The sequence below is a fragment of the Streptomyces sp. NRRL F-5123 genome (assembly GCF_000721495.1).
Lineage (GTDB): Bacteria > Actinomycetota > Actinomycetes > Streptomycetales > Streptomycetaceae > Actinacidiphila.
The window spans coordinates 1-20,415 of the sequence record NZ_JOHY01000077.1 but is presented as its reverse complement, the minus strand read 5'-3'; the positions used below and the strand labels follow the sequence as shown (position 1 = coordinate 20,415).

12 protein-coding genes, 1 other RNA gene and 1 pseudogene are annotated in these 20,415 nt (G+C 74.3%); 2 read left to right on the top strand and 12 right to left on the bottom strand.

Annotated features, from left to right (window positions below; genetic code table 11):
• Positions 1-140: 140 nt before the first annotated feature.
• The 8 genes from IH54_RS0135820 to ftsE all read right to left on the bottom strand — a co-directional run bounded on the left by IH54_RS0135820 (position 141) and on the right by ftsE (position 8,374).
• On the bottom strand, positions 141-728 hold the full coding sequence (locus IH54_RS0135820) for a CGNR zinc finger domain-containing protein (protein WP_031525200.1): 588 nt from the start codon (positions 726-728) through the stop codon (positions 141-143).
• Positions 729-1,471: 743 nt separating this feature from the next.
• Positions 1,472-2,623 carry a uroporphyrinogen-III synthase gene (locus IH54_RS0135815; RefSeq protein WP_031525199.1) on the bottom strand — a complete coding sequence of 384 codons (1,152 nt, stop codon included), beginning with the start codon at positions 2,621-2,623 and terminating at the stop codon, positions 1,472-1,474.
• A 130-nt stretch (positions 2,624-2,753) separates the two neighbouring features.
• Positions 2,754-4,118 carry a nitrate/nitrite transporter gene (locus tag IH54_RS0135810; protein ID WP_043183225.1) on the bottom strand — a complete coding sequence of 455 codons (1,365 nt, stop codon included), beginning with the start codon at positions 4,116-4,118 and terminating at the stop codon, positions 2,754-2,756.
• A 185-nt stretch (positions 4,119-4,303) separates the two neighbouring features.
• Positions 4,304-4,673: a transfer-messenger RNA gene (gene ssrA / locus IH54_RS42605) on the bottom strand.
• 116 nt (positions 4,674-4,789) lie between these two features.
• Positions 4,790-5,266: an SsrA-binding protein SmpB gene (smpB, locus tag IH54_RS0135805; RefSeq protein ID WP_031525197.1), complete on the bottom strand. Its 477-nt coding sequence runs from the start codon at positions 5,264-5,266 to the stop codon at positions 4,790-4,792.
• A gap of 18 nt (positions 5,267-5,284) precedes the next feature.
• Positions 5,285-6,541, bottom strand: a complete 1,257-nt coding sequence (locus tag IH54_RS0135800; RefSeq protein ID WP_031525195.1) for a S41 family peptidase — start codon at positions 6,539-6,541, stop codon at positions 5,285-5,287.
• A 108-nt stretch (positions 6,542-6,649) separates the two neighbouring features.
• Complete coding sequence (gene ftsX / locus IH54_RS0135795; RefSeq protein WP_031525193.1) at positions 6,650-7,567, bottom strand: permease-like cell division protein FtsX; 918 nt, start codon at positions 7,565-7,567, stop codon at positions 6,650-6,652.
• A 117-nt stretch (positions 7,568-7,684) separates the two neighbouring features.
• Positions 7,685-8,374 (bottom strand): cell division ATP-binding protein FtsE, encoded by a 690-nt coding sequence (gene ftsE, locus IH54_RS0135790; protein WP_031525191.1) that lies wholly within the window; start codon positions 8,372-8,374, stop codon positions 7,685-7,687.
• A 322-nt stretch (positions 8,375-8,696) separates the two neighbouring features.
• Here ftsE and IH54_RS0135785 point away from each other — a divergent pair, with 322 nt between their 5' ends.
• Positions 8,697-8,888, top strand: a complete 192-nt coding sequence (locus IH54_RS0135785; RefSeq protein WP_031525189.1) for a hypothetical protein — start codon at positions 8,697-8,699, stop codon at positions 8,886-8,888.
• A gap of 87 nt (positions 8,889-8,975) precedes the next feature.
• On the opposite strand, the gene IH54_RS0135780 is transcribed toward IH54_RS0135785, so the two are convergent.
• From IH54_RS0135780 to IH54_RS0135765, 4 genes and pseudogenes are all read right to left on the bottom strand, one after another.
• The gene (locus tag IH54_RS0135780; protein WP_031525187.1) at positions 8,976-9,938 is read right to left on the bottom strand and encodes a hypothetical protein; all 963 of its coding nucleotides are present in this window, start codon (positions 9,936-9,938) and stop codon (positions 8,976-8,978) included.
• A 238-nt stretch (positions 9,939-10,176) separates the two neighbouring features.
• On the bottom strand, positions 10,177-11,295 hold the full coding sequence (prfB, locus tag IH54_RS0135775; protein WP_031525186.1) for a peptide chain release factor 2: 1,119 nt from the start codon (positions 11,293-11,295) through the stop codon (positions 10,177-10,179).
• 1,028 nt (positions 11,296-12,323) lie between these two features.
• Positions 12,324-13,604 (bottom strand): annotated as a pseudogene (locus IH54_RS47395) (serine/threonine-protein kinase); the annotation flags it as partial.
• Positions 13,605-14,236: 632 nt separating this feature from the next.
• Complete coding sequence (locus IH54_RS0135765; RefSeq protein WP_052398236.1) at positions 14,237-16,021, bottom strand: serine/threonine-protein kinase; 1,785 nt, start codon at positions 16,019-16,021, stop codon at positions 14,237-14,239.
• 861 nt (positions 16,022-16,882) lie between these two features.
• Between IH54_RS0135765 and IH54_RS0135760 the strand changes: the two genes are divergently transcribed.
• Entirely contained in the window at positions 16,883-20,086 is a 3,204-nt protein-coding gene (locus IH54_RS0135760) for an FtsK/SpoIIIE domain-containing protein (RefSeq protein ID WP_031525181.1), read from the top strand.
• Positions 20,087-20,415: the final 329 nt, after the last annotated feature.

Genomic DNA, 20,415 nt, shown 5'->3' with positions numbered 1-20,415 from the left:
GTCCTGCTCGCGCCCGCGGTGTCCGGTTCCGTACCCCGTCCTGCGCGAACGACAGCCTGCAACCGTACGCGACCTGCGCGCTTCTGCCCACCCGGCGGTGCGGCCCGGCCCGCCGGATTCGCCCCGGTGGGCCCCGCCGCTCAGGCGTTCCGCAGCGCCGGGCCGGTACGGCGGCGGTGCCGGGCGACGCGCTCGCGGTTGCCGCACACCTCGCTGCTGCACCAGCGGCGGCGTCTTCCGCGGGAGGTGTCGAGGTAGACCAGCGAGCAGTTCTCGCCCTCGCAGCGGCGCAGCTGGGTGCGGGCGACGGGGTCGGTGAACAGGTCCACCGCGTCCCGTGCCACCGCCGCGAGCAGCGAGCCCTCGTCGGGGGGCGCGGCGAGGGTGCGGATCAGCTCGCCGTCGGGGGCGAGAGCCGCGCGGGGCGCGGGCGGGGGGCGGCGGGCGAGGGCGTTCAGCCGCGCGATCGCCTCCGGCGGGGGTGGGGCGGGGTTGAGCTGGGCCTCGACGAGCTCCTCCAGGAGGGCGCGCAGCTCGCGCAGGCCGCGGGCCCAGGCGGCCCAGTCCGCGTCCGCGGGCAGCGGGGTCCCCGGCGGGACGAGGCCCGTTCCGTACAGCCACTCGATGACGCGGTCGGCGCGGTCGAGGCGTTCGCCGACCGGGCGGGCCACGCGTGTCGCGACGAGGTCCAGGCAGACCCGCCCCCCGTCGAACCTCAGCTCCCCCACGGTCCCCTCCCTCCCACACGGTCGCCCCCCAGAGTGCCGCGCCCTCGCCGGGGGGGCTAGATCCGTGACGCTCCGGGCTGCGTCCGGGGGGTGCTTTCCGCGACCTTGCGGTGGGTGGGGGTTGCTCGCGCCGTTCTCCCCCACCGCTTCACCCGGGGGTACCCCCCGCGCAGCCCCTGGGTGTGCCCGGCGGGGCATCGCGCTGTCCGTCTGGGGGTGGGGGCGGGTGCCACTCCGGGGGTACCTCCTCGGAATGCGCCTTCACCCTCTTACCTAGTCGGTGGGCCACCGACAGCGCATTCCTGCGGGGGCACCCCCGGATCGTCCCCCTCCCGACGTCTCGTCGGCGGCTGCACGCCGGTGGGGGTCGGGGCGGGTGGGGTACGTCCCCTCCCCTGCGGCGCGTTGGCGCCGTGCCTGCCGGGGGTGGCTGTTTTCGGGGACTGCGGCTCGCCCCCGACGGCGAGCACCCCCACAGGGGGCCGTCAGCGACGTCCTACTCGCACGGGTGGTGGGGGTGGGAAACCCCCGCGCCGCAGGCGCGGGCACCCCCGCGGCGGGTAGCCGGCCGCCAGGGGCGCGTGGGGGTACCTCCCCGGCGAAGCTCTGGGGGAGAGCTGCGCGACCAGCCGCAGTGCGCGGAAGATCGCGCAAAAGCACCTCACGGGGCAGCCCGTGGCGAACGGGGCGCGGGGACCGGGTGCGCTCAACCCCCGCGGCGGGAGAGCCGCAACGTACCCTCCTCACCCCGAAGGGGACGCGTACTTGTCAGCGTGGGGGTCGAGGGAGAGGCGGTAGCCGCGTTTGACGACTGTCTGGATGAGGCGCGGAGCGCCGAGCGCGGCGCGGAGACGGGCCATCGCCGTCTCGACGGCGTGCTCGTCCCGCCCGGCGCCGGGCAGGACGCGGAGGAGGTCCGCTCGGGAGACGACCCAGCCGGGGCGCCGGGCGAGGGCGCGCAGGAGGGCCATACCGGCAGGCGGCACGGGACGGAGGGCGCCGTCGACAAGGGCGGCCTGGCCGCGGATCTCGACCTCGTGGCCGGCGACGGGGAGCGGCCGGACCCGGCCGGGAAGCTCGCGGGCGAGGAGCTGGACGAGGGGGCCGAGGCGGAAGCGTTCGGGCTGGAGGGTGGGGACGTCGTGCGCCTGGAGGGGCAGCGCGGTGACGGGCCCGACGCAGCCGGCGAGGACGTCGGTGCGGAGCGCGTCGAGGAAGGCGTCGAGGCGGCCGCGCTGGACCGCGCGGCCGAGGAGGGACGCGGCGGCGGGCGCGCTGGTGAAGGTCACGGCGTCGAGGGCGCGTGAGGTCACCGCGTCGAGGAGGCGGTCGACGGGGGCGAGGTCCTCGGGGGGCATCCAGCGGTAGACGGGGACGGCCACGACGCGGGCGCCGGCGGCGCGCAGGGACTCGTTGAAGCCCGGCAGCGGCTCGCCGTGCAGCTGGACGGCCACGCAGCGGCCGTCGACGCCCTCGTCCAGGAGGCGTTCGAGGACCTCGGCCATGGATTCGGACGCGGGCGACCACGCCTCGGTGAGGCCGGCGGCGCGGACGGCGCCGCGGACCTTCGGCCCGCGGGCGAGGAGTTCGACCTCGCCGAGCCGTCGCAGCAGCGCCTCGCCGAGGCCCCACCCGTCGGCCGCCTCGATCCAGCCGCGGAAGCCGATCGCCGTGGTGGCGACGACGATGTCGGGTGCGTCGTCGAGCAGTTGCTTGGTCGTGTCGAGCAGCTCCGCGTCGTCGGGGAGCGGCACGATCCGCAGCACGGGCGCGCGCAGCACGGCGGCGCCGCGGCGTTCCAGCAGCGCGGCGAGCTCGTCGGCGCGGCGGGCCGCGGTCACGCCGACGGTGAAGCCCGCGAGGGGCGGCACCGCCGTGGGGGAAGTCGGCTCCATCGTCTGGTCCACCTTGCCGCTCGGTTTCGTTTTGCGCCCCGCCGCCCCGCCCGGGGACTGGCATCGTCCCAAGGCGGGGTGACGGGTTCGGTTCGCCGGGATTTCCCGGGTGTTACGTGGTGCGCGCCGCTCACACCTCGGCGTACGCGGCAGAGGCCGTCGGCGTGGCCTGTTCCCCGGCGCTGCGGGCACGGGCCGGGCGGCGCAGGTATACGGCCCATGTGACGGCGAAACAGACCGCGTAGTAGCCCAGGAAGGTCACGAAGGCGGGGGTGCCGTCGGCGGTGTTGAGGAAGGACTCGCGGAAGGCGAGGTTGATGCCGACGCCGCCGAGCGCGCCGACCGCGCCGATGAGGCCCATGGAGGCGCCGGACAGCCGCCGGGCGTGCGCGGCGGCGGCCTCCCCTGCCAGGCCGGAGGCCTCGGCCTTCTTCTGGAAGATGCCGGGGATCATCTTGTACACCGAGCCGTTGCCGAGCCCGCTGAGCACGAAGAGGGCGATGAAGCCGGGCAGGAAGAGCCCGAGCGACTCGTGCACGGAGGCGGTGATGACGACGCCGGTCGCGGCGGCCATGGCCAGGAAGTTCCACAGGGTGATGCGCCCGCCGCCGAAGCGGTCGGCGAGCCGCCCGCCCAGCGGCCTGATGAGCGAGCCGAGCAGCGGCCCGATGAAGGTGAGGTAGGCGGCGTGCAGCGGGGTGCGGCCGAACTGGTTCTGCAGCACGAGGCCGAAGGCGAAGCTGTAGCCGATGAAGGAGCCGAAGGTGCCGATGTAGAGCAGCGCCATGATCCAGGTGTGCGGGTCCTTCGCGGCGTCGACCGCGGCGCCGGTGTCGTTCTTCACCGGTGAGAGGTTGTCCATGAAGAGCGCGGACAGCACCGCGGCCACCACGATGAGCGGGATGTAGACGGCGAGCACGACACGCGGGTGCCCGGCGCCGGCAGTCGCGATGACCAGCAGCGTGACGAGCTGGATCGCGGCGACCCCGAGGTTGCCGCCGCCCGCGTTGAGGCCGAGCGCCCAGCCCTTCTCACGCAGCGGGTAGAAGGCGTTGATGTTGGTCATGGAGGAGGCGAAGTTGCCGCCGCCGACGCCGGTGAGCGCGGCGACCACCATGAGCGTCCCGTACGACACCCCGGGGTGCATGACGACCGCCGCGGTGACGGTCGGCACGAGCAGCAGGGCCGCGCTCACGATCGTCCAGTTCCGCCCGCCGAACACCGCGACCGCGAAGGTGTACGGCACCCGCAGCACCCCGCCGACCAGGGTCGGCATGGCGACCAGGAAGAACTTCCCGGCCGGGTCGACGTGGTATTCGGGCCCCATGAAGAGCACCATCACCGACCACAGGCTCCAGATGGAGAAGCCGATGTGCTCGGAGAGCACGGAGAAGACGAGGTTGCGCAGCGCGGTGCGCCGCCCCCCGCCCTCGTTCCAGAACCGCTCGTCCTCGGGATCCCACGTCTCGATCCACCGGCCCGTCCACCGACTCATGGCGCCTCCCTGTGTTCTCCGCCGGATGTCGCCACCGACGATAGGAACGCCGCGTTACCCCCTGATGCCCCGACGTGACACGAGCGCAACCGTGCTCTCATTCCCGCCTCCGGGCGCCTGTGAGCAGCCGGAAACGCCGGACGGCGCCCCCCGGCCAGCGGGAGGCGCCGTCCGGCGCATGGGATGAGTGGAGATGGCGGGAATCGAACCCGCGTCCTGTGGTGCGGAAACAGGGCTTCTCCGAGCGCAGTCCGCTGTGCTTTTCTCGGCCCCGGCAGTCACGCGGACAAGCCGCCGACGGGCCCAGTCACTGTTTGATTTCCTTCAAGGACCCGTGACCGGTCCTAGAAGTTTAGATCCCTTGATGATGCCAGGATCCGGGTCGGGATCACCCCCGGGCTGACACTTCGCAAGTCGCTACTCAGGCAGCGAGGGCGAAGGAATCGCGCTTGGTGTTGGCGATTATTGGTTGCGACATATGGTTAACGAGATCATTGCCGCTTCCTCGACTCGCTTCCCCTGCTTCGACATCCCCAGTCGAAACCGATCATCCCCATGTGGTGTTTTCAAGGTGCACACCGGACTCACCATGGCCCGGTGGCGCTGCACCTATCGTACGTGATCAGCGCGCGGCGCGGCCAGCGTATTCCCCCGGGAGGCCCCCGGAGGGCTCAGCGCTGGCGGCGGCGGGCGGCGGACACCGCGCGGTCCGTCTCGCGGCGGTCCTGCTTCTCACGCAGGGTCTGCCGCTTGTCGTACTCCTTCTTGCCCTTCGCGACCGCGATCTCGACCTTGGCGCGCCCGTCCTTGAAGTACAGGGCGAGCGGCACGATCGTGTGGCCGGTCTCGTCGTACTTCTGCTGGAGCTTGTCGATCTCCGCGCGGTGCAGCAGCATCTTGCGCTTGCGGCGGGCGCTGTGGTTGGTCCACGTGCCCTGGGTGTATTCCGGGATGTGCACGTTGTGCAGCCACGCCTCGCCGCCGTCGAGCTGGCCGAAGCCGTCGACGAGGGACGCGCGGCCCTGGCGCAGCGACTTCACCTCGGTGCCGGTGAGCACCAGGCCCGCCTCGAACGTGTCCAGGATGAGGTAATCGTGCCGCGCCTTCTTGTTCTGCGCGATCAGCTTGCGACCGGTCTCTTTTGCCATAGCAGGCCCATTCTCGCACTACGAGGGGGTGCCGAGGCCAGCCATTACCGAACGGGCCTCGGCGAGGGCGTCGTCGCCGCCGGTCACCTGGACGTCCGGCTCGATGCCGTGGCCGTCCACGCTGCGGCCGTCCGGCAGCCGGTAGTGGCCGACGGTGAGTTCGGCGACGGAGCCGTCCGGCAGGGTGCTGGGCATCTGCACCGAGCCCTTGCCGAAGGTGCGCGAGCCCACGACGACCGCCCGCCCGCGGTCCTGGAGCGCGCCGGCCAGCATCTCCGCGGCGCTCATCGTGCCACCGTCGACCAGCACCACCAGCGGCACCGCGGTGTCGCCGCCGGGGTCGGCGTAGAGCGCCTGCTGCTCGCCGTGGACGTCGTAGGTGGCGACCAGGCCGCCGTCGAGGAGGGCGGAGGCGGTGGCGACGGCCTCCTCGACCAGGCCGCCGGAATTGCCCCGCAGGTCCAGCAGCACGCCGTGCCGGGCAGCCTGCACGGCCGCGCGCACCTGCTTGCCGGTGCCGAGCGAGAAGGCGTCGACGGCGACGAGGGTGGGACCCTGCGGGCCGTCGGGGTGGCTGACGGTCACCGCCTCGGTGGGCAGCGTGGCCCGCTGGACGGTGGCGGACAGCCGGCTGCCGCCGCGCAGCAGCACGAGGGTCACGGTGGTGCCGGGGACGTTGTCGCCGCGCAGGTCCGCGACGACCTCGGTGACCGCCAGGCCCGTGCACGCCGTGGCGTCGATCGACACCAGGACGTCGCCGACGCGGATGCCGGCGGAGGCGGCGGGGCTGCCGGACTGCACGCGGGCGATCTCGATCCGCCCGCCGTCGACCTGCCGCACCCACAGGCCCACGCCCACGTAGCGGCCGTCCAGCGCTTCCTGGAGGCCCGCGTACTCCTGCGCGGTGTAGTACGACGACCAGCGGTCGCCGCTGCGGCTGACGAGCTTGCGGGCGGCCTGCGGGCCGGCCTTGCCCTGCCCGGTCGCCACCGCCGGGCCCGCGGCGCCGGCCCGGCCCTCCCGGCCGCCGGCCGCGGAGCGGTCCGCGCCGCCGTCGGCACCACCCGCCGCGCCGGCCGCCCGGACGGAGTCGGCACGGCCGGTGGCGGCGGGCGAGGGCGACGTGGCCGCGGCCACCCGGGTCCTGTCCCGGGCCTGCGGCTCGGCGAAACTGCCCGCGGCGGCGCCGGTGGCGAGCATCGTGCCGAAGACCAACGTCAGGGTCGCCCCGCGGCGGATGCGGCGGGGCGTCCCGAAGAGCAACGGGCCGGACATGGCCGGAAGTCTAGGCGAGAAACGGGCGTCGTACGGAAAGATACGACGTCCGCCGGAAGGCGCCGTGGACACCGCCCGCGCCCGCCCCTCCCCCGTCTCCCCCGCCCGTCATACCTTCAGATAGCGGCGCAGCGCGATGAACGCGGCGAGCGCCGGCATCAGCACGCCGATCAGCAGCACCAGCGGCAGCACCTTGACGACGGAGTCCCAGCCCAGGAAGGACACCAGCGGGATCTTCTCCTGGAGCTTCAGGCCCGCGTCGATCATGAAGTACCGCCCGCCGAGCAGCATCACGCACGCCACACCCGCGCCGACCAGCCCGGCGAAGGCCGCCTCCATGATGAACGGCATCTGGATGTAGAAGCTGGACGCGCCGACCAGCCGCATGATGCCGGTCTCGCGGCGGCGGCTGAAGGCCGACACGCGCACGGTGTTGATGATCAGCAGCATCGCGACGGTGAGCATGAACGCCAGCGCCACGTACGCCGCCTTGGTCATACCGCCGAGCAGCGCGAAGAGGTTCCTGAGCGTGTCGCGCTGGTCCTCGACCGACTGCACGCCGGGCCGCCCCTTGAACGCGCTCGCGACGACGGCGAACTTCTTCGGGTCCTTGAGCTTGACCCGGTAGTTCTCCGGCATCTGGTCGGGCGTGATCGAGCTGGCCATCGGGGAGTTCTTGAACTGCTTCTCGTAGTTCTTGTAGGCGCTCTCGGAACTCTCGTAGTAGACCTTCTCCACCACCGGGAGGGCCTTGATGTCCTTGAGGATCTGGCTCTTCTGGTCGTCGGTGACCGCACCCTTGGCGCAGCTCGGCGTGGTCGTCGCGTCGGCCTTGTTGCAGAGGTAGACGGTGACCTGGACCTTGTCGTACCAGTAGCCCTTCATCGAGTCGACCTGCTTGTTGGCGAGCAGGGCGGCACCGGCGAGGGCGAGCGAGAGCGCCACGGAGATGATCACGGCGAAGGTCATCGTGAGGTTGCGCCGGAGGCCGACGCCGATCTCCGACAGGAAGAACTGGAGGCGCATGGGGGGTCGGGGTCCTTTCGGAAGGGGGCTGCTGTCGTACGGCCGCTCCGCCGGGCCGCGGCCCGTAGGGGCCTGCGAGGCTTCCGGCGGGGGCCAGCGGGGGCGCCGCCGCGGGCGCTAGTGCTGGTAGCCGTACACACCGCGCGACTGGTCGCGTACCAGCCGCCCCTTCTCCAACTCGATGACGCGCTTGCGCATCTGGTCGACGATGTTCTGGTCGTGCGTGGCCATGACCACGGTGGTGCCGGTCCGGTTGATGCGGTCCAGCAGCCGCATGATGCCGACGGACGTCTGCGGGTCCAGGTTTCCGGTCGGCTCGTCCGCGATCAGCAGCATCGGGCGGTTGACGAACGCGCGGGCGATGGCCACACGCTGCTGCTCACCACCGGACAGCTCGCCGGGCATGCGGTCCTCCTTGCCGGCCAGGCCCACCAGGTCCAGCACCTCGGGCACGGTCTTGCGGATCGTGCCGCGCGGCTTGCCGATGACCTCCAGGGCGAAGGCGACGTTCTCGCCGACGGTCTTGTTCGGCAGCAGCCGGAAGTCCTGGAACACGGTGCCGAGTTGGCGCCGCATGTGCGGGACCTTCCAGTTGGACAGCCGGTTCAGGTCCTTGCCGAGGACGTGCACCATGCCGGTGTCGGTCCGCTCCTCGCGCAGGATCAGCCGCAGGAAGGTCGACTTGCCCGAGCCCGACGAGCCGACCAGGAAGACGAACTCACCCTTCTCGATCTCCAGCGATACATCGCGCAGGGCGGGACGGTTCTGCTTCGGGTAGGTCTTGGAGACGTTGTCGAATCGGATCACGTTCGCACCAATGGTTTGCGGGGTGAGCGGACTGGGGATGAGGGCGACACTACGCGAGAGCGCGAGCGGTGCGCAGTCGCCGTAGCGGGTTCGTGCGCCGTCCCACAGGGCATAACCGGGCAAGCCCTGGCATTCCTGTCCAGCGGGCTCCGGCTCCTTCCACTGCCCCCTTGCGCGCACTGCCCGGGAACCTGGCACAGTGGAGAGAGCGTGTCCCCTTCGAGAGCGCGGTGAACGCACGGCGGCGCAGGACTGGAGCGCGGCCGCCTCGGGAACGATTCACCCACCGGTAGCGTTCACCGGACGGAGTGAGGAGATCACCATGACAGTCGACCGGCTGGTGTGCGCGAACTGTTCCGGCCCGGTGGCCGAGGGCCGCTGCCCGGTGTGCCGCGCCAACCGCGCGCGCATGCAGCAGGAGCCCGGGTGGTCCTCGATATCGCCCGCGACCCTCGTCGCCCTCCTGGTGGCCCTCCTCGCCGTCGTCCTGGTGGTGGAGCACGCGACGGCGTAGTTTTCATCACCCTGCGTAACGAAACGGGGCCCGGAACGCGGTGAGCGTTCCGGGCCCCGTTCTCGTGCTCGCGCCTTGAGGCGGCCGTCAGGCCGCGGTGCCGCCGCCGCGGCGGCCGGCCAGGCGCGGGGTCAGGGTGAAGCCGACGCCTCCCGCGATCAGCGTCGCGGCGCCGATCAGCAGGAAGGTGGTGCCGTTCGAGCCGGTCTCTGCGAGCTGGCTCGTGGTGTTGCCCTGCGGAACGGGCGCCGTGTTGTCGGTACCGGTGTTGTTGCCGCAGTCGACGCTTTCGCCGGTCAGCGTGCAGGAATTGTTGTTGCCGCCGGGCTTCGAACCACCAGTGGTGCCGGTGTTCCCGCCGTTGGCGTTGCCACCGTTCTGGTTCCCGCCGTTCTGGTTGCCCGTGGACGTGCCCGTGGACGTGCCCGTGGACGTGCCCGTCGAGGAGCCGGTCGAGGTACCGGTCGAGGTACCCGTGGACGTACCCGTGGAGGTGCCGGTCGACGTACCGGTCGAGGTGCCCGTGGACGTACCGGTCGAGGTGCCCGTGGACGTACCCGTCGAGGTGCCCGTGGACGTACCCGTGGACGTACCCGTCGAGGTGCCCGTGGACGTACCGGTCGACGTACCCGTGGACGTACCCGTCGAGGTGCCGGTCGAGGTACCCGTGGACGTACCGGTCGACGTACCCGTGGACGTACCCGTCGACGTACCGGTCGACGTACCGGTCGACGTACCCGTCGAGGTACCGGTCGACGTGCCGGTCGACGTACCCGTCGAGGTGCCGGTCGACGTACCCGTGGACGTACCGGTCGACGTACCGGTCGAGGTGCCCGTGGACGTACCGGTCGAGGTGCCCGTGGACGTACCCGTCGAGGTGCCGGAGATCGTGCCTCCGTCGCCCTCGCCGCCAAGAGCCTGGATGAGCGGGTTCGTGTGGTCGGGCGAGACGGCCTGCGCCGCGCCCGCTGCCGTCAGCGACGCACCGCCGGCGACGACGACCGCCGCGGCTATGCGGGCGACACGCACTCGCGTGTTGCGCTTGCTCATGAGTCAATTACCCCCAGTAGACGTCTGCTTCAGGCTGCGCAGCATCGTGGTGGTGTTGTCGCTGGAGGGCTTCGACGCCCTCCCCCGTGCGCTGACTCCTCGGCGCATGCGCATGCCGCGCCTTACCCTCGCGGCCTTCCAGCGGACCGTCAAGGGCATTGAGCACACAATGCGCCAATTAGCCCGATGTGAACGGGACTTCCGTACACGTCTGTGACATGGCGAGGCTGCTGGGGACTCAGGCGGCGGTCTTCTCGCGGGACTTGCGCCAGCGGATGCCCGCCTCGATGAAGCCGTCGATGTCGCCGTCGAGGACGCCCTGGGGGTTGCCGACCTCGTGCTCGGTGCGCAGGTCCTTGACCATCTGGTAGGGGTGCAGGACGTACGAACGCATCTGGTTGCCCCAGGAGTTGCCGCCGTCGCTCTTGCCGAGCGAGTCCATCAGCGCCTGCTCCTCCTGGCGGCGGCGTTCGAGCAGCTTGGCCTGGAGGACGTTCATGGCGCTCGCCTTGTTCTGGATCTGGGAGCGCTCGTTCTGGCAGGAGACGACGATGCCGGTCGGCAGGTGGGTGATGCGGACGGCGGAGTCGGTGGTGTTGACGCCCTGGCCGCCCGGACCGGAGGCGCGGTAGACGTCCACGCGCAGCTCCGACTCGTCGATCTCGACGTGGTCGCTCTGCTCCACGACCGGCAGCACCTCGACGCCCGCGAAGGACGTCTGGCGGCGGCCCTGGTTGTCGAAGGGCGAGATGCGCACCATGCGGTGGGTGCCCTGCTCGACGGAGAGGGTGCCGTAGGCATAGGGGGCCTTGACGACGAAGGTGGTCGACTTGATGCCGGCCTCTTCGGCGAAGGAGGTCTCGTAGATCTCCGTCGGGTAGCCGTGGCGCTCGGCCCAGCGCAGGTACATGCGCTGGAGCTGCTCGGCGAAGTCGGCCGCGTCGACACCGCCGGCCTCGGCACGGATGTTGACCAGGGCCTCGCGGGCGTCGTACTCGCCCGACAGCAGCGTCCTGACCTCCATCTCGTCGAGCGCCTTGCGGACCTCGCCCAGCTCGGCCTCGGCCTCGGTGCGGGTGTCGGCGTCGTCCTCGGCGTCGGCCAGCTCGAAGAGGACCCCGAGGTCGTCGATCCGGCCGCGCAGCGCCTCGACCTTGCGCAGCTCCGCCTGGAGGTGGGAGAGCCGGCTGGTGATCTTCTGCGCGTTGTCCGGGTCGTCCCAGAGGGTCGGCACCGCCGCCTGCTCTTCCAGCGCGGCGATGTCGTCCCGCATCCGGTCGAGGTCGAGGACGGCCTCGATGGACCCCATGGTCGAGGACAGGGATTTCAGTTCTTCGGATACATCGACGATTGCCACGGGTCCAGCCTACCGGCTGGCCGAAACAAGCCGACCCCGTGCGCCGCGCCCGGCCCGCGGGCCCGCACCGCGGCTCAGACGGAGGCCGTCGCGCGGGTGAGGGTGCCGCCCGCGGTGCGGGTGAACAGCTCCAGGGTGTGCGGGGAGGCGGCGACCGTGCCGACCGCCCGGTCCGCGTCCGTGCCGGGCAGCGGAGCGGCGGACCAGTCGGCGTCGGGGGTGGCGGCGGCCTGGCTGCCGGCGGCGAAGGCGTAGAGGCGGCCGCCCGCGGCCACCGCGTCGGGGCGCGCGGTCGCGTCCAGGCCCTGGACGACGGAGGAGGGGCGCCACGCACCGTCGGAGTAGGGGAGCTGGAGCACCGCCCCGTCTGCCTTGCGGACGACGAAGGCGTCGAGGGTGCCGCGCGCCTGCGAGACCAGGGCGGGGGCGGCGGTGATACGTCCGGCGGTGGGCACGACGGCCCAGGCGTTCCAGCGGTCGCCGACGAGCGACGCGGTCACGAGATCGCCGCCGACCCGCCCGACGAGGTCGACCCGGCCGGGCTCGGAGGACGCGGCGGCGGGGGCGGCGTCGAAGTGGGTGCGCTCGTCGACCTGCGACCAGGCGTTCCACGCGCCGCCGGAGGTGGCACCGGTCGTGCCGGTCATGGTGCGGCGGTAGAGCAGGCCGTCGGTGCCGAGCGCGAAGAGGTCGATCCGGCCGTCGCGGGCGGAGACCACAGCGGGGTCGTCGTCGACGTTTATGCCGGTGAGCTTGTGCCAGCGCCCGTAGCCGCCGTGGCTGTCGCGGACGACGTACCAGACGTTCTTGTCCTTGCCCCGCGCGAAGACGTACGTGGCGCCGTGCACGGCGAGCGCGCGGGGGCCGCCGGTCAGCGGGACCCCGGCGGCGGGCACGCCCTGGAAGCCGGACCAGCGCGGCAGCGCGATCGGCTGCCCGGTGCGGCTCTGCGGGGCGTCTGCGGCCGCGGTCGGGGCGGCGGGGGTGGTCACGTGCTTCTGCTGCGTCGCGGGCGGGTCGGTGGGCGGCGGGGTGTCGCCGCGCGAGTCGCCGGGCCCGGAGGAGCCGGAGGAGCCGACCGCGGAGATGCCCCAGCCGCCGATCCCGGCGACGGCGAGCGCCGCGGCCGCCGCGGCGGCGAAACGGATGCGGCGCTGCCGTATGGCGTCCGACACGGAGCGGTGCCGCGGGCTCGCGGGGCGCCCGGGGGCGGAGGCGCGCGCCTTGGCGCTCGCCCGGGAGGCGGCGCCGTAGCCGGCCAGCTCCTCGGGGGTGGGCAGCTTGATGCTGGTGTGGGTGTCCCGGCTGGAGTCCGGGGCCGAGCCGCGCACCAGCGGTACGGCCCCGCGCCGCCGGTCGCCGCCGTCCGCACCGGCGGGGGGCGGGGGCGGCAGCGGGACGCCGGGGTCCGCGCCGTCCTCGGCGTCGTACCCGTCGCCGGGCTCGCCCTGGTCGCCGGGCGCGGCGACGTCGAGGGCGGGCAGGCCGGCCAGCCGCGGCAGCAGGTCGCGCAGCTTCGCGCCCAGCTCGGCGGCGGTCAGCCGGGAGGCGGGCGCCTTGGCCAGGCACGCGGTCAGGACGCGGTCGAGCTCCGGCGGCAGGCCGGGCAGCGGCTGGACGGCCTCGGTGACGTGCCGCCGCAGCACCGCGCCGGGGTGCCCGCCGCCGAACGGCGTGAAGCCGCCGAGCAGCTCGTACAGCACGGTGGCCAGCGCGTAGATATCGACGGAGGCGCGCGGCGGCAGACCCTCGATGATCTCCGGGGCGAGGTAGTCGGGGGTGCCGATGATGCGGGTCGCGCGGGTGCGGCGCGGGGTGTCGACGAGCCGCGCGATGCCGAAGTCGGTGAGCAGCGCGGGCGGCGCGCCGCCGGGGCCGGTCGGGGCGGCCGAGTCCAGCAGCACGTTCTCCGGCTTGACGTCCCGGTGCACGACACCCGCGGCGTGCGCGGCGGCGAGCCCGTCGGCCACGTCCGCGGCGATCGCGACCGCCGCCTCGGGGGCGAGCCGCCGCTCCCGCTCCAGCCGCGACCGCAGGTCCGTGCCCCGCACCAGGTCCATGACCAGGGCGAGGTCGCTGCCGTCCACGACGAGGTCGCGGATGCCGACGATGTGCGGGTGGTCGAGCGACAGCAGGGCGGTCCGCTCCTGCACGAAACGCCCGACGAGATCCTGGTCGGACGCGAGGTCCTCGCGCAGCAGCTTGATGGCGACCGGTCCCTCGGGGCCGTCACCGAGCCACACCGTGCCCGCGGATCCCCGCCCGAGCACCTGGTGGGCGGTGTAGCGGCTGCCGATCTTCCTGGCCAAGGCTTGCTCCGACTCCTCCGGCGGTCCGTCGCGTTGCCGACAAAGCTACGCGGATGAGGGGCGGTTCGGGATACGGGAGGTCGGTGAGGAGGCTTTCCGCACGAGAAATCACCCTCCAGAAGTCGATAAATCCCCTCACTGGGGTGCTCTTTGCGCTGCGGGGTGCTTCTTGAGGTGGGTTGCTCGATCGTCTCTTGGTGGACGGTTGCTCGCGCCGTTCTCCCCCGGAGCTTCGCCTGGGGGTGCCCCCACGCAGGCCCTGGGTGTACCCGGCGGGGCATCGCGCACTCCGTGTGGGGGTTGGGTCGGGGGCCACTCCGGGCGTACCTCCTCGGAATGCGCGTTCACCCTCACCCGTAGCCGTGAAGGGACTGGCAAGCGCATTCCTGCGGGGGCACCCCCGGATCGTCCCCCTCCCGACGTTGCGTGGCGGCTGCCTGCCGGTGGGGGTGGGTGGGGTACGACCCCCGCACGAGGTTGCGTGGGCGGCTGCCTGCCGGTGGGGGTGCTGTATTCGGGGACTGCGGCTCGACCCCGACGGCGAATGCGCCCCGCAGGTGGACAGGTGGACAGAAAGCCGACGCCCCCCACCCTCACGGGTGGTGGGGGCGGGAAACCCCGGCATACAGGGGTCAGCCGAGGCCGTTGCCGTTGAGGCCCGGGGGCAGGTTCTTGCCGTCGATGCCCGGCGTGGGCGTACCCGTGCCGTTGCCGCCGCCTGAGTCGCCGGTGATGGAGGAGATCGTGTGCCACGCGGACTTGAGCCAGTCCGAGGAGGCGTCCCAGAGGTTGCGCGTCGTGTTGAACCAGTCGGGCAGCGGCGTCGTGTACCAGACCAGGACGAAGAGGGCGACGAGCACCAGGATCACCACGAGGCAGCCCTTGAGGCAGCCCAGTCCGGGGATCTTGACGGGGTTGGCGCTGCGCCGCCGCTGCTCGCGTTCGGGCGCGTGGGGGCGCTGCTGCGGCTCGTACCGCTGCGGCTGCTGCTCGTAGCGCCGCTGGTCGTACGCCTGCTGCTGCGGGGGCTGCTGGTAGCGCGGCTGCTGGGGTTGCTGCGGCTGCGGCTGGTGCTGCTGGGGGTAGCCGTACCCCTGGCCCTGGCGGCCCTGCTGCTGCGGGTAGCCGTACCCCTGGCCCTGGCCCTGGCCTTGTGCGGGGCGGGCGGGCTGGCGGCGCGGGCGGCGGAAGAGGGGGTCCATCTCGGGGGGCAGGTAGTGCGCCTCGGTCTGGTCGTTGCGCTGCCGGGCCGCGTTGAGCTGCGACTCCCACGGGTGCGGGCCCTGCGGCTGCGGCGGGCCGGCGTCCGGTACGGGGGGCAGCACGCGGGTGCCGTCGCCACCGGGCGGGATGACGCGGGTCGCGGCGGCCGGGTCGTACTGCTGCCCGCCGCCCGAGCCCGACGGCAGCACCTGCGTGGGGTCGGCGTCCGGACCGGCCACGCCCGCGGCGAGGTTGGCGCCGCGTGGCAGCGTGGGGGCCTCGTCCGGTACGAGCAGCGCGCCGACGCCGAGCGCGGCCTCGGCGGCGGCGGGCGTGGCGTGCACCCCGACGCCGGCCGCGACGACCCGCAGCGCGCGGGCCAGCGTCTCGGCGCTCGGCCGCTGGGCGGGCTCCTTGCGCATGCAGCGCTCGATGACCGTCCAGAGCGGCTCGGGAATGTTCCCGGGCCGCGGCGGCTCCTGCCGCAGATGCGCCTGCAGCACCTCGATCGCGCTCTCGCCCTGGAAGGGCGCCCGGCCGGTGACCAGCTCGTAGAGCAGGATGCCGGCGCCGTAGACGTCCACCGCGGAGGTCTGCGGGCGGCCCTGCGCGGACTCGGGGGCGACATACGCGGGCGTGCCGACGAACTCGTGGGTACGGGTCACACCCGGGGAGTCGGCGAGCCGCGCGATGCCGAAGTCGGTGAGCATCGGGTGCATGCGCTCGCTGCCGTCCTCGTCGGTGAGGGTGGCGAGCAGCACGTTCGCGGGCTTGAGGTCGCGGTGGACGATGCCGTCGGCGTGACTGGCGGCGAGCGCGTCCGCCACGGCCGCGGTGAGCAGCGCGGCGGCGACGGGGGTGAAGGGCCCGTTCTCACGCAGGTAGCGGTGCAGGTCCGGGCCGTCGACGAGGTCCATCACCAGCGCGAGCAGATCGCCCTCGACGACGAGGTCGCGGACGCGCACGATGTGCGGGTGGCGCAGCCGCAGCAGCACCGAGCGTTCGCGCAGGAAGCGCATCACCACGTCGGGGTCGCCGGCGAGCTCCTCCTTGAGCACCTTGACGGCCACGGTCGCGCCGGGCGCGAGTCCCTCCGCCGCGGGCGGGGCGTCCGGGCCCTGCTCGGCACCACGGACCCGGGCACGCCAGACGGTGCCCGTGGCGCCCCGCCCGAGCGGCTCCTCCAGGAGGTATTTGCTGCCTACCGGCCGCACGTCATGCGCTCCCTGCTGCGTAGTGACCGGGCGCTTCCTCCCGGTGCCCGATGCCCGGTTCCGGCCAAGCGTAGTGCCGCCAGGCGCGAGGTGGGTCGGGCGGCGAGGCCGAATTCCCGGGTAGGACGCGTACGGGCTCCCCTCGGTTGCGCCCCCGCCCCGCCGGGGGCACCCTCGCGCCGGGGCCCGCCCCCTTCCCCCGGCGGGAGCCGGGCGCGCCGCTCCCCGGCGCCCCTTGACATGCACTGGCGTCCGTCCCGCCGCGGTGGTCCCCGCGCCTGCGGCGCGGGGTGCTTCCCGCCCCCACCACCCGTGCGGGTGAGACGTCGGCTTTCTGTCCACCTGCGGGGGTGCCTCGCCGTCGGGGGCTGACCACCGAAGCAGAAGCGCGATGCCCCGCCGGGCAACACCAGGGGCGCGAGGCTGCATCTGAGGTGCGGCCGGCGCCGCGCGGGCGCGAACAACCCCCACGCAGGGAAGATCGCGCGGGCCACCGCAACAGGCACCCCGGGGCGTACCCGGCGAGCCCGGCGCAGCCGGTCGCACCGTGCAGAACGGAGCGCACAGCCCGCGGTGGGGCTCACACCCGGACGTATGGGGCGGCGCAGCCACGGGCAAGATCACGGGAGCCGGTACCGGCGGCGGGCTGTCGGCGGCGGGTGGGAGGATGCACCCGTACGGTCCGGTGGGGCAGGCGGGGGCGGCCCCGCCGGAAGTACCCGCGTGCCGCCGGGAGCCGCCCGTTCCGGTACGCGGTCGGCGCCGTCACATGCAAATGCAATGCCAACGCGCCCGTGCGCGCGGCCGGGGGGAGGGACGCCCGCCCCGCCGTACGCCCGGGCAGAAGGGACCGCGGACGAGATGCAGATCCGGCTGACCGTCCTCGGGCCGCGCAGCGGCCGGGCAGCCCGCGGCAGCGACGTGCTCGTGACGGCGCCCGCAGGCACCGTGCTGGGCTCGGTCGCCGGCGCGCTCGCCTCCGCCGCGGGGTCCGGGCAGCCGGGCCGCTCCGCCGGGGCCTCGGTGGCCCTCTACGCCGGGCAGGAGCGCGTACCGCCGACCGCGGTGCTGGGCGTGCCGCCACTCGTGGACGGCGCGGTGCTCGCACTGCACGCCCCCGCGGGCCCCCACGACCCGGGCCCGTACGGCAGCTTCGGGGAGTACGGCAGCCCCGCCGCGGGTGCGGCGCGGCTGCTGGTGGTCGGCGGGCCGGACGCGGGCGGCGTGCACCTGCTGCCCGGCGGGCGGGCGACGATCGGCCGGTCCGCCGACGCGGACGTGCCCCTGGACGACCCGGACGTCTCGCGGCTGCACTGCGAGGTGACCTTCGGCCCGGACGGCACGCCGACCGTCGCCGACCTCGGTTCCACGAACGGCACGACGCTGGACGGCCGCGCCGTCGGCCCGCAGCCCGTGCCTCTGCCCCCGGGCGCGCTGCTGCAGCTCGGCGAGTCCACGCTGCGCCTCGACCCGCCGGGCGCCCCGGCCCCGCACCACTTGCCGGCCGCCCCGGACGCCGAGGGCCACCTCCGGGTGGGCCTGCGCGACTCCGGGCCGGAGCCGGAGGCGGTGTCCGCCGCGGGCGCGGCGGGGCCGCGTACGTACGCGCACGCACCCGCGGCCCCCGCGGCCGCCACCGGGCCCACCGCGTACGGCCACGGCACGTTCCGGCCCGCCGCCCCGCCCAGGCCCCCGGCCGAAGGCCCGGCGGAGACCGCCACGGCGTACGGGGACGCGGCGGAGGGCCCGAGCGCGTACGGCCGGCGGGACACCGGGCAGGCGCGGCGGCCCGGAGTGGGCGGCGGGCGCGGCGGGGTCGTCGGGTCGATAGGGGCGTGGGCCCGGCGCAGGCTCCAGGGCGCGGGGCGCGCGGAGACCGCGGAGGAGTACGCCGGGGCGGAGGCCGCGGCACTGCGGGAGCGGTGGCCGGATCCGGCGGCGGTGCTGCTCACCGCTCTCGGGCCGGGCCGCCGCCTGTGGGAGCGCGGCCCCGGCCACCCGGACGCGCTGACCGTACGGCTCGGCACCACCGGCTGCGGCCCGCGGCAGCCCGCCGGGGTGCCCTTCGCCGTCGCCCTGCGCGATCCGCACTCCGCGGCGCTGACCCTCGCCGGTCCGCGCCCCCGGCTCGCCGGGCTGGCCCGCGCGGTGCTCGCCCAGCTGTGCGCGCTGCACTCCCCCGGCACCCTGGAGGTGGTGCTGCTCAGCGCCGACCGCACGCGGCCCGCCGACCAGCGGACCGAGGAGTGGGCGTGGCTGAACTGGCTGCCGCATCTGCGCCCGGCCCACGGCCAGGACTGCCGCCTGCTGCTGGCCTTCGACCGCGAGCAGGCGCAGGCACGTACGGCGGAGCTGGTCCGCCGGATCGAGGAGAGCGCGGGGAGCGCCACGGGGCCCGCCGCCACGGCGCAGGTCGCACGCACCGCAGAGGCCTCCGGGAGTGTTGCGGGCGCCCCGGGGGGCGCGGCAGGGGCCGCCTGGGCGGCGGGCGTTGCAGGCACCGCGGGGTCCGCGGCCACGGCGCGGGCCGCGAGCGGCGCGGGGCCCGCCGAGGCGGTGGGCCTTGCGGGTGCCGCAGGGCCGACCGCGGACGCCGGCGCGGCCGGGGCGTACGTGCTGCTGGTCGTCGACGGCGACCCGGGTTCGGCCGCGCTGCGCGAGACCGTCGCCCGTATCGCGGCCGCCGGGCCCGCGGCCGGCGTGCATGTGCTGTGCCTGGCCGAGCCGGGCGAGCGGCCCGCGGTGGACACCGGCGTGGTCGCCCGGCTGTCCGGGGACGTCGCGACGACGCTGCGGGTCGAGCCCGCGGGCGGCCCGGCGGACACGGACGGCAGGGACGAAGCGGACGACGCCGACGAGATCGTGCTGGACGCGGTGTCCGCCGCCTGGGCCGAGCACTTCGCCCGGGCGCTGGCACCGCTGCGGGAGGCGGACGCGGAGGCGTACGGCGCCGGGTCGCGGCATGCGCTGCCCGCGGCCGTACGGCTGCTCGACGAGTTGGACCTGGCGCTCGCCACCCCCGCGAAGATCGCCGCGCGCTGGGCCGCCGCGCACCCCGCGGTGCCGGCCGCCGGGGCGGTCCTCGGCGCCGGGGCGGGGGCCGGGGCGGACGGCGGGCGGGTCGCCGTCGACCTCGTCGCCGAGGGGCCGCACCTGCTGGTCGGGGGCGCGCCGGGCGCGGGCAAGACGGAGCTGCTGCGGTCGGTCGCTGCCGCGCTCGCCGCGGGCGAGCGGCCCGAGAGGCTCGCGCTCGTTCTGCTGGACGGCGGCGGCCAGGAGCGCGGCGAGGGGCTCGCCGCGTGCGCGGACCTGCCGCATGTCACCGAGCACCTGGTCGCGAACGACCCGGTGCGGATGCGGGAGTTCGCGCAGGCGCTGGGCGCGGAGCTGAAGCGGCGGGCCGCCGTGCTCGGGGAGCAGACGTTCGCGGCGTGGCACGCCGAGCGGGTCGTCACCGCGAGCGTGCCGCGCCAGGGCGGGCGGCGGCCCGCGGACGCGGCGGATGTGCCGGACGCGCCCGAGGTGCCGTCGATGCCGCGGCTCGTGCTGCTCGTCGACGACCTGGACGCGCTGGTCGCGCCCGCGCTCGGCAGCCCCGGGCGGCCCGCGGCGGGCAGCGTCGTGCGCGCGGTCGAGGCGATCGCCCGGGATGGCGAGCGGCTCGGCGTCCACCTCGTGGCCGCGACCGGGCGGCCCGAACGGACCGCGGGGACGGACGCGGACGAGCGGGCGCCGCTGCGGATCGCTCTGCGGAGTGCGGATCCGGAGTCCGCGGCGCTCCTGGTCGGCGTCGAGGATCCGGCGGGGTTCGACGAGGCGGTGCCCGGGCGGGGCTATCTCCGCCGGCCGGGCGGGGCGGTGACGGCCTTCCAGGCCGGGCGGGTCAGCGGGCGCATCCCCCGTACGGCGACGCTTCGGCCCACGGTCGTGGCGCTCGAATGGGAGCGGATGGGGGATCCGCCGGCGCGGCGCCAGGTCCGCGAGCTCGGGAACGGCCCCACGGACCTCGCCCTCCTCGCCAGCGCCCTCCAGCGCGCCTCGGAGGCCGCCCCGCTCTCCTCCTGACCTCCGCCCCGTCCCTGGCGGTCGGCTGCCGCACCACGGAGTGCCCGCGCCTGGCGGCGCGGGGTGTTTCGCACCCCCACCACCCGTGCAGGTAAGACGTCGGCTGACGGTCCCCCTGTGGGGGTGCACCGCCGTCGGGGGCGAACCGCATCACCCCCCGCCGGCAGGCAGCCGCCCACGCAACCTCGCGCGGGGGACGATCACCCCACCCACCCCCACCCCCACCGGCAGGCAGCCGCCGACGAGACGTCGGGAGGGGGACGATCCGGGGGTGCCCCCGCAGGAATGCGCTTCCCAGCGCGGCACCAACTCCGGATGAGGGTGAACGC